This window comes from Flavobacterium sp. W21_SRS_FM6 (genome assembly GCF_052119645.1).
GTDB lineage: Bacteria > Pseudomonadota > Gammaproteobacteria > Enterobacterales > Alteromonadaceae > Paraglaciecola.
On record NZ_JBGQOM010000003.1, the window covers coordinates 212,287 to 222,373 of the forward strand.

Annotated in this window: 8 protein-coding genes; 5 read left to right on the forward strand and 3 right to left on the reverse strand. The window is 43.6% G+C overall.

Features of this window, described 5'->3' with window-relative positions:
* Positions 1–3: 3 nt before the first annotated feature.
* Positions 4–462 (forward strand): NfeD family protein, encoded by a 459-nt coding sequence (locus ACEN2L_RS06885; RefSeq protein ID WP_306022254.1) that lies wholly within the window; start codon positions 4–6, stop codon positions 460–462.
* Between the two features lie 120 nt (positions 463–582).
* Here ACEN2L_RS06885 and ACEN2L_RS06890 read toward each other — a convergent pair whose 3' ends face one another.
* Positions 583–1,410 carry a hypothetical protein gene (locus tag ACEN2L_RS06890; RefSeq protein ID WP_441742773.1) on the reverse strand — a complete coding sequence of 276 codons (828 nt, stop codon included), beginning with the start codon at positions 1,408–1,410 and terminating at the stop codon, positions 583–585.
* Between the two features lie 195 nt (positions 1,411–1,605).
* On the opposite strand from ACEN2L_RS06890, the gene ACEN2L_RS06895 reads away from it, so the two are divergent.
* Both ACEN2L_RS06895 and ACEN2L_RS06900 read left to right on the forward strand, forming a co-directional pair.
* On the forward strand, positions 1,606–2,721 hold the full coding sequence (locus tag ACEN2L_RS06895; protein ID WP_441742775.1) for a hypothetical protein: 1,116 nt from the start codon (positions 1,606–1,608) through the stop codon (positions 2,719–2,721).
* Between the two features lie 101 nt (positions 2,722–2,822).
* On the forward strand, positions 2,823–4,757 hold the full coding sequence (locus ACEN2L_RS06900) for a S9 family peptidase (protein ID WP_441742777.1): 1,935 nt from the start codon (positions 2,823–2,825) through the stop codon (positions 4,755–4,757).
* Positions 4,758–5,017: 260 nt separating this feature from the next.
* On the opposite strand, the gene pmbA is transcribed toward ACEN2L_RS06900, so the two are convergent.
* On the reverse strand, positions 5,018–6,343 hold the full coding sequence (pmbA, locus tag ACEN2L_RS06905; RefSeq protein WP_441742778.1) for a metalloprotease PmbA: 1,326 nt from the start codon (positions 6,341–6,343) through the stop codon (positions 5,018–5,020).
* Between the two features lie 79 nt (positions 6,344–6,422).
* Here pmbA and yjgA point away from each other — a divergent pair, with 79 nt between their 5' ends.
* Positions 6,423–6,962, forward strand: a complete 540-nt coding sequence (gene yjgA, locus ACEN2L_RS06910; RefSeq protein WP_306022249.1) for a ribosome biogenesis factor YjgA — start codon at positions 6,423–6,425, stop codon at positions 6,960–6,962.
* A gap of 5 nt (positions 6,963–6,967) precedes the next feature.
* A complete protein-coding gene (locus tag ACEN2L_RS06915; RefSeq protein ID WP_441742780.1) occupies positions 6,968–8,776 on the forward strand; it encodes a hypothetical protein in 1,809 nt (602 codons plus the stop codon).
* A gap of 30 nt (positions 8,777–8,806) precedes the next feature.
* On the opposite strand, the gene ACEN2L_RS06920 is transcribed toward ACEN2L_RS06915, so the two are convergent.
* Positions 8,807–9,856 carry a phospholipase A gene (locus ACEN2L_RS06920; protein ID WP_441742782.1) on the reverse strand — a complete coding sequence of 350 codons (1,050 nt, stop codon included), beginning with the start codon at positions 9,854–9,856 and terminating at the stop codon, positions 8,807–8,809.
* Positions 9,857–10,087 lie beyond the last annotated feature (231 nt).

Sequence of the window (10,087 nt, forward strand, 5' to 3'; positions counted from 1 at the left end):
GTCATGGATTGGGCAATTAACAACCTAAGCCAAATCCTATTTATTCTCGGTTTAGCCTTATTGGCTATCGAGATTGCGGTGTTAGGCTTTTCAACTTTTGTACTGTTTTTTGTCGGTGTAGCCGCACTACTATCAGGAGTACTCATTTTTATCGGTGCGATACCTGAAACCTTATTAAGCGCGTCATTGTCTGTAGCCGTGATTACAGCATTAGCCGCTATATTATTGTGGAAACCCTTAAAGAACATGCAGAACAAAGTAGATACCAAAAAAGCTAAAGGCGATTTAGTCGGTCATCGTTTTGTGGTGGATGCAGCCGTAAGTCCCACTGAAAACCCAACGTATCGGTACTCAGGCATTGATTGGAAGTTAGTCAGCACAGAGCTTATACCCGCTGGTAGCAAGGTTGAAGTTACTGAAGCTGATGTTGGCGTATTTCACATCGATAAGGTCGTAAATTAAACACCTCTTTTTAATGCAACATCGTATTCTTGTCGTAACCCGCTACCTTAGCGGGTTACTTTTTAACATCGCACAATAAACCACCTTACAACCAGTAAGGAAACACACTAATCCGGCTGATCAAGGTAAGAACTTGGCAAAAAAAGCATTCACATCTTGTGCGTTTTCGATATCAAAGATCCAAGTCATTTCTGCTGCGTCAGAAAAATCAAAGCCACCTAAGGCAATTGATTCGTTGTTATAACGGCCATCTTGACCGTTGTATTTATCTGCTATTTGTTGTGCAGTTTGCCACAATGCACCCTGGTCTTTATGCGTCAAAGCGACTTCCCACGCACTTGCATCATCAGACTTATAACCTGCCGTGCCATTATTAAGGGCATTGCCATCAGCAATTTTGTGGTAGTCACTGTGGGCTTTAACATAGTTTAACGCCTCAACCGAGGTGTTGTTTTGATTCCAGTCACTGTGCTGCACAATATGCACTCGTTGCCGAGTGGCTATATTAGGATCGTGACTTAATAGGGCTTTAATCAACAAAGCTGAAAAATCGGATTGACCCGCTTCTGCTATCCAGATATCTCCTCCTTGTTGCAAGGTTGACATTGCTAAACTAAAAACTTCTTCAAGAGCTTGCTTTTGATTCGCATGAGCATCTGACCAGTGATTAGCAAAGGCTAATTTAAATAACGCGGGGGACGGCACATATTCGCCCTCTTGCATACCATAAGCGCCTGCAACGGCATGATAGTTAATTTTTGCAAATTCGGGATGTCGTAAAATACTGGCTACCGCAGCAATACTATGAATGTCGTCTACATCGGTTTTACTATCGAACTGAGCTAACAACAAATCCCGTTGTGAATTAAATTTTCCGATTACAGCGGGTGGTTCTGCTGGCCGGTGTTGCGCTTGGCAAGCAACTAGCAAAATTGAAAAAATAATCATAATTGAACATGTGATTGGCCTTCTAGAAAATTGGCGCATCATAATCATTCCCTTCGTTTTTTATTTATTGTCGCTGAGTTAATCGGCAGATTCCCATTGCGAATACCTGCAAGCTTAGTTACTTTATTCAACAAAATGGCTGATTAAATACCGTCGCGTATTAGCTAAACCTTATCTTCAGGGAGAGACATTTATATGGCCATTCACCGTCCTTTGTTTAAACATATTCGTGATCACGATGCCCTGTTTACTGAACTTGCGATGATTCGCAATGATTTCGCTAACACCCTTGGTTTGATGCATCATGACTATCATAAAACACCAAAGTTTGTGACTCCTGAGGGTCAACGACTCACAATTGAGCCTGAGCGCAGTATTGTGGTACCCAGTTTTAAAAACTTACGCGGGGTAAAACGTTTACTCGAACAACACATTCCCGGTTTTAATATTGTCGCTAAAAGTGATATCGGCTTTCGTTATCCTACAGCCGCCATTGCCGGACTTGACGCCCCCTTTATTAAACGTTTTCGTTCGGAGTTTTTTCATAAAGAGGGTGAAAATAGAAATATATGTCGGCCTATCAACCTATCCTACGGCATAAAAAGCCGTGGTAAAGGTGATGCCCGCCAAGAATACGAAGTATGGGTACCTAACGAAAATCTGCAGCAAGATCCCTCGCCATTATTTATCGATAAATACGGTGAAGATTTACCCGACGATGTGCGTGACTTTGCGGCCTTAGAACCGGTGGTTTACGGCTGGATGGGCGTTAAACGCAGTGCCTTTGAAGCCATATATATCAATAAATCGGTGATGGGCGACATCGCGATTATCGTTGGCTTGTCGGTAGATGCCTATAACATTGGCGCACGGCCTGATTTGTCATATTCACCACGAGTCGGCAGTTCGATAGCGGTAGGCAATGCCGAGTTAGAGTGGGAAGTAATGGGCTACTATGCACCTAAGGGAGTGCACCATAGCCACGATGATATTTGGCTGGCTATTAACCATACCATTGATGTCATTAGTCAACCTCTAACTGAACTCTATCAAGCTATTATTTTGCCCATAAACGAGAGTAAAACAGAGCGAATACTCAGTACCGTGAGCCAACTGGATATTCCCTTAGAGGAGTTACTTGAATGGAACCTCAAACCCTGGGAGTTTTTACAAACCAGCAGCTTACACCGGCGTAAGGCGCACGATCCCTCACGTTCAGTTAATTTGCTAGGCCGGCTTAATCGTTTGTTTTATCAAGAGTCGCACATATTGCCGTCGCTAAATGAGATCCATGACCTGATTGCACAATAGGCTTGGCAACCATTTGGCTCGGGTAGGACGGATATGAGTTGTTAGATAAGCTGACTAAGACTAACCTGTATAAATTATCATCGCTTAATATGGATATTCGCATGAAGTATGTATCTTTAATCGTTTCTATCTCTTGGTCTTTTATTTTTTTATCAAAACTGGTCCACAGCTCAGAGTGGCCTTACCCGCAAGATACACCGCAAATAAAACCCATTAATGTGGGTATGGCGAGCGATCGCCCGGTGGATATTTCACGTTTTTTGCAAGCCCGTGGTCCGTCACGCGCCACCATGAATAAGCAAGGTTCCTTAGTCGCTTACATCAGCAATGTGACTGGTGTGCCTCAAGTGTGGTTATTGTCTTTAGAAGGGGGGCAAACCACCCAACTAACCTATGGCAATGGTGTGACATTTTATCGCTGGCATCCAGATGGTGAGCATATTGTTTATGGCGCAGATAATGAAGGTAATGAACGCGAAGCTTATTACCTGATCGCAAAGGATGGACTTAGCGAGGAAGTGCTTCTTGAACACAGCAACGCTTATCGTGTCTTCGGCGACTTTGACCAACAAGGTCAACAATTTACTTATGCTTCTACTGAACGAAACGGTCGAGATTTTGATATCTACTTGTTGGATCTAAACGCAAGCACCAATAAACCCAAAATGATTTATCAATCTGAGTTTGGCTTTTATCCACGTCAATGGCAGCCCAAGGGTAAACTATCGATAGTGACTGAAGTGGTGGGCGAAGATGGCGCAAATGTGTATTTGCTTAATACACAATCAGGTAAAATGGAGAATATATTCAAACCCGAAATTTCCTCTGATTACAGTCAGTTCGTCTGGTCTGCATCGGGTAAGGCATTCTATTTCACCTCCGACCAAGATGGCGAAATGAAATCATTACGCCAACACCAACTCGACACAGGCTCCACTACAACCTTATTTAGTCATCAGTTTGACATTGAAAATGTACAAAGCTGTATGCAAGAAAAATATCTTGTTTGGACCACCAATGAATACGGTTTTGACACATTACATGTCTATGAGCAACAAACCAAATCACTGAATACAGTGGCGTTACCCGATGGTGTGTACTCACTTTCATGCAGTGAAGTGGGTAAGGAACTAGTAGTACGTATAAGCGGGCCAGCGACGCCCGGCAGTTTGTATTTAGTCGACTTAACGAAGCAACAAACGCGCTTGCTGATGGCGCCTGATATGGCGGGTATTGATTCTCAACAGATGATTACTCCAGAGGTTATCGAATTTCCCGCCAGAGACGGGTTAGCTATCAGCGGTTTGTTGTATTTACCGGCTATCGAAACAGCCAAACTGCCACCCATTGTGATTGACGTACATGGCGGCCCAACGGGTCAGTCTCGAGCTTCGTGGGGGCCATTGATCCAATATTTGTTAGGCCAAGGCATAGCAGTACTCGATATCAACGTAAGAGGCTCAACGGGCTTTGGCAAAACCTATGCGCGGCTAGATAACCAAGAGAAGCGTTTAGACAGTGTACGTGATTTAGTAGATGCACTGGCATGGTTAAAAACGCAAGGCAAGGTTAATGCTGATGAAGCGGCGGTAATGGGGGGCTCTTACGGCGGTTACATGGTTAATGCTGTTATGGGTGCTTATCCTGACGCCTTTAAAGCAGGTTTGTCCTTTGTTGGTGTGGCTGACTGGGTAAAAGCCTTACAAACCGCTTCACCTGCGCTTAAAGCCTCAGATCGGATTGAATATGGCGATATTCGCGAACAACGCTGGATAGACTTTTACGCTAAAAACTCACCGGTTAATACCGTGCATAAAATCAAAGCGCCAATGTTTTATGAACATGGCGTTAACGACCCACGTGACCCGGTTACCGAATCAGACACTATGGTTCAGGCCTTACGCGATAAAAATATACCCGTGACGTATTTACGCTTTCCTGACGAGGGTCATGGCATTGCTAAATTAGCCAATAGAATTACCTTTTATCAACAAGTTGCTGCTTTCTTAAAACAACATTTAGCAGAAGAACGGTAACCTCAAAGGCGCAGCACTTGGGTTAGACACAAGAACTGTCATTATTTATTCAAGAATGGTTAAAATCACTGGTAAAGCAGGTTTTGCAGACCCATCATGATTACACAGTAGGAAGGGAATGAGTTCGATTAGGAATGGCGTAAGTGTTTTCCACGACATGCTGTCGTCCACGCCCCATAAGGTCACACTGTCAATTTTAACTCTGCGCGGCAAGCCCCGCGCAGAAAAGAAAAACAATCGAACGATATGACTTAAAAACCTTAGTCACCCGCCACTTGCATGTTATCAATCAGGATTGAACCAGTTTGAATCGCACCACGTGTTTCAGTTTGCGCACCAATGGCAACAATATTTTTCAACATGTCAGCTAAGTTACCGGCAATGGTGATTTCATGCACAGGATACTGAATAATGCCGTTCTCTACCCAAAAGCCCGCTGCACCCCGTGAATAATCTCCGGTCACCACATTCACGCCTTGGCCCATCAGTTCAGTCACTAATAAACCAGTACCGAGTTTGGCCAACATTTCTTTATCGGATTCGCCGGTATGTTTGATATACCAATTGTGGATACCACCTGCATGCCCAGTGGTTTGCATACCCAATTTTCGAGCTGAGTAGCTCGTAAGCAAATAGGTATTTAATCGGCCATTAGTTACCACATCAAGATCTTTGGTTATCACCCCTTCATGATCAAAAGGCGAACTGGCTAGACCGCGTAAAACATGGGGTTTTTCGACGATGTTGAGCCAACTAGGCAAGACTTGCTCACCTAATTTATCGAGTAGAAAAGACGATTGACGATATAAATTGCCACCACTAATGGCACTGACAAAATGACCAAATAAGCCCGAGGCGATTTCGCGATGAAACAAAACCGGGACTTTTGCGGTTTTAATTTTTTTAGCACCAAGTCTATCAAGGGTAAATTGTGCGGCTTCACGGCCCACTTGCTCTGGCGACAACAACAAGTTTGCTTCGCGATCAACGGTATAGCTGTAGTCACGTTGCATATCGCCGTTTTGTTCGCCAATCACTACACAGCTTAAACTATAACGGCTGCTGTTGTAACCGGCATTCAAGCCATGGCTATTACCGTAAACCTTAGTGCCTAAATTGGCATTATATGACGCGCCATCAGAGTTGGTAATGCGCTTATCAACACTCAATGCGGCCTCTTCCGCGGCAATAACTTGTTTGATGGCAAGCTCGGTATCGAGTTCTTGAGGATGAAATAAATCTAAATCGGGGTAATTAAAGGCCATTAAGGTTTTATCGGCCAAGCCTGAATAAGGATCTTCACTGGTGTGTTTAGCAATTTCGACGGCTTTTTCAACGGTTAATTTAAGCGCTTGAGGCGACAAATCAGCTGTAGAAGCACTGCCTTTTTTCTGACCGTGATACACCGTGATGCCTAAACCTCCGTCATTGGTAAACTCAACGGTTTCGACTTCTTTTAGGCGTGAAGACACGGCTATGCCCTGAACCTTAGACATACTGGCTTCAGCTTGGCTTGCGCCCATTTTTTTGGCTAATTTTAAGACATCTTCGACGATATTTTGAATTTCAGATAATTGTTGTTGCATACGACCTGCGTTATCGAACTATATTAATAGTGCTTTCAAGGTTACAATCTACCCATAGTGTAACACTAAAGATCATGCCATGGCCGCCCCTAAAAAGCACAAAGATGTAGAAAGCGATTTTCAAATAGACGACGAAACGGAAATTCTGAGTAAAACCCAGTTAAAACAGCAAATGCTTGACCAGCAAAAATTAGGTGTATCCCTAATTGAGTTAAGCCCCACTGAATTGGCAAAGATCCCCATGGACGAGGCACTGTTAGATGCGGTGATGTTAGCTCGTCGAATTACCGGTAAAAAAGAAGGGTTTCGCCGCCAGTTGCAACTCATCGGCAAGATGATGCGCCAGCGTGACAATGTGGCTATTGAGCAAGCGGTTCAGGTGATCAAATCGGCTCATCAAACCTCAAGCGCTGCTTTTCACAAAATAGAAGTGCTGCGTGATAACATCATCAACATTGGCGATGAGAAAATCGCAGAGGCCGTTGAAAAGTACCCCTTACTTGATAGACAAAAGTTACGTCAATTGTCACGTCAGGCAAACAAAGAAAAGGCCAGTAACAAGCCGCCAAAAGCTGCAAGAGAGCTTTTCAAATATTTACAGCAAGCCATTAATGGTTAAATAGCATGATGAAGTACGCACAGCATTTTTTGATGCTTATCATCACTTGCGGTTTATTGAGCTGCGGAGGAGGTGTTTCTGGCGACAATGGCACCGATCCTTTTAATAATAGTGGTGCTGACAACAATTTAGATCTTGTGTCTTACAAGCTTGGTTATTTCGATACTGATGGACAGTTTGTTGAAGGTAAATTAGGCATCAGCTTTGACGTCAATGGTATTGCGCAAACAAGTGCAGGCGGTGCCATTGATGTCACAGCGGTATTGGTTGATGCCAATTTTGCTAGAGTGCAAGAGGCCACTCCCGTTAGCTTTAGTTCTAACTGTCTTGAATCCAACTTGGCAAGCCTAAGTCAGTCGTTAGTTACCGTCAATGGTCAGGTCAGCAATACCTTTATTGACCGAGGTTGCGGCGGTAATAGTGGCACAAGCGATCAGATTACGGCTTCAGTGACTATTGACGATACCACCAGCACGGCCATCGCGTATGTCGACATTTTGCCCGATGCAATCGGCAGTATTCGTTTTTCGGCGCTTAGTGCTGCCCAAATTGTTATGTTCAATACCGCCGATAACACCACTCAAGCAAAAACCATTGCCACGTTTTCCATTAATAGTGCCAATAATATTGCCTTGGCAGGCCAAGAGGTGCATTTTTCATTATCAACTCAGATTGGTGGACTTAGCCTCAATAAAACTTCCGCTTTAAGTGATGAAAATGGCATAGTAAGTGTTGAGCTTACTGCCGGCACTGTGCCTACTTCACTTAGAATCAACGCCAGCATTATCGGGGCAAATGGCGAAATTATTACCTCACAATCCGAGCTAATAACAGTCAGCACTGGCCTCCCAACTCAACGCGGGTTTTCACTTAGTAGCAATTTATTCAACAGTGAGTCACTCCATTTTGATGGTGAGCAAATATCCATTACGGCGAGATTATCCGACACGTTTGGTAATCCCGCGCCCGATGGAACTGCAGTTCTTTTCACTGCTGAAGGCGGCCAAATAAGCTCGCAATGCTTAATCACTAATGGCTCGTGTAGTGTGACTTGGACCAGCGCAGCGCCAAGACCTCATGACGGCAGAGTCAGTATATTGGCCACTTCGGTTGGGCATGAATCGTTTATTGACAGTAATGGAAATAACACATTTGACGATGAAGATGGCAGCGCTGTGGTTATTCAAAATGTATCCAGTGGCTTAGGCAACTATCAAAATATCAGTTCTGGGTTTATCGACATGTCTGAATCGTGGCGGGATGACAACGAAGATAATTTACGTTCTAGCAATGAATTCTTTTATGATTACAATAATAATGGCGCCTTTGACGAAGCAGACTCACTGTTTAGCGGGCCTCAATGTGCAGCCTCAAATTTATGTCAACTACGTGCAGATACCATACATGTGCGCAAAGCACTGGTATTGGTGATGTCGGGTAAAGACGCCCATATTGATGTCGTAAATAAAAACAACGACACCCTAGCGAGCAACCATAGCGCAGTCACGCACTCGCCAAAAGATTCTATAGCACGAGGGGAAACAGCCCAATTTGTTGTTTTTATTGCCGATGAAAACGCAAACCCTATGCCGGTAAATACCACCGTTAGCATGACGACAAATAAAGGCTCCTTAGCAATCATCGAGGGACAAACTGTAGCTAATACCTCTGTGCCTGGCGGCACTATCACAAGATTTGAATTAACAAACACGCTAACTGATGAGGACCCTGCAAGTGAAGCGACAGTCAGCGTTACGGTAACAACACCGAAACAAAACAGTTCAAGTTTAACCTTGTCAATAAACTTACTTTAAGGGGTAACGCGGGCTGCAATCATCAGGGCGCTATAGAATATTGTTTAAGGCAATACCCAGGCCAAAACGCGTTTGCCGATAATTATAATCAATCAAACTCTCTCCATAACCATCAGACGCGGTAACATAGCCTTTTAGTTTTCCCAATAATGGAAAGGTGAAACCAATCTCTATAAAACCTTTGTTAGTATCAACATTCCGCCTACCCAAAAAACTGACTTCAATGGTGTCCCATTTATACGCCATGCCTAATTCAAAATGGCCCATATAATCTTCAATGTCAGGATTATCGTCACCATCTGGATCGAGTTCATACTGCTTCTGACTCTCTGACAGCCTTATCCAAGGTCTAAAGGAGAGCGCAAAATTTTCTTTTTCAAAGAGAAAATTACTATAGATGCGATTCCAGCTTCGCGATAAGCCTTGGCCTCTGCCGTTCGATTGGTGCTCAATGCCAACCATCACTCCGGTATTACCGCCTAATGGATGAAAACCCAATGGCGCTGCATAGAATATTTCAGGTTGATAGTTAGTCTCTCTAAATGGCCTTGATATACCTTGGGCGTATATTTGCCACCACGCTTGTAGGGTAAAACCAAGGTACACGCCGTCGCCTTCAATAAATAGGTCGTTTCTATTAAGCGGGGCTTTGAGGCTGATTTGAAACTTGGCTTCAATATCTTCTAAATTCTCTTCAAAGCCTTCAAGACTGCGGTAAGCATGTTTATTAATCGAGTTTGTGGTCAGGGCTGGAAGAATATAGGTCATGCGATGGGGCGTAATAACGTAGGGATTTAATTCAGTCTTTTTTTCGCCCATGATCCGATCGTGTAGCGCACCAGTCATAATTAAAGGTTCTACAGATGTGGTATCTGCAATTTCAACTTCAGCAATTGTCGCTTTAATACACTGTCGTCTTATTTCGGCCACGGTTAAGGTATCGCTTGCTTCTTTGACTATTTTTAGAATACAAGCGTCGTCAATATCCTGAGCAACAGACCCAGAGCTCATTAACATTGCGACTAACGCGCTCAGTAGTAAAGCCTTGTTTTGATTAATTGAAATAAACAAAGTGAACATAGCAAATAGCTTAGTTAGAAGGGGTTTGCATCACTTTAAAACGGTCGTGCCTGCATTTCATCCTTTTTTGTCAATAAACCCTGCCAAACTCACTGGGCAATCGCAGTGAAAGTGGTATTCATAGGGTAAAATTAGCAATAAAAGCACTTTGTGCCGGTAGACATCAAGTGTGGTTATTTTCGCCAGAAACTCGTGGACTTGAAGAATGTGCGGCTATCTTTGTGGCTCAAA